Here is a 266-nt window from a genome sequence, read left to right as displayed (position 1 = left end):
CCCGTTTACCAATGGCTAATGATAGTTGGTAATCAGGCACAATGACGATGCAAGAATTTTCTTCTTCTTCGTTAAATAAAACATCGATTACTTCTGCTGGGTTAAGGGCGTTGGACATAAATTCTGCATCGTCATCTTCCCATTCAATTACGTCCATGTTTTCGCCATGTAATTCGTTAACGATGGTTTGAATCCGTTGACCGCGGGGACCTACACAGGTTCCAACCGCATCAATGTCCGGGTTATTTGACCGAACCGCTACCTTA

Annotated in this window: 1 pseudogene; it reads right to left on the bottom strand. The window is 43.6% G+C overall.

Features of this window, described 5'->3' with window-relative positions:
* A pseudogene (gene nusA, locus GUI70_RS25805) lies at positions 1-266 on the bottom strand (transcription termination factor NusA); the annotation flags it as partial.

It is taken from the genome of Deinococcus alpinitundrae (genome assembly GCF_009982895.1).
In the GTDB taxonomy this organism is placed as follows: Bacteria; Deinococcota; Deinococci; order Deinococcales; family Deinococcaceae; genus Deinococcus; species Deinococcus alpinitundrae.
The sequence above is the reverse complement of the archived record's forward strand: the minus strand, read 5'-3'. Positions and strand labels throughout refer to the sequence as shown.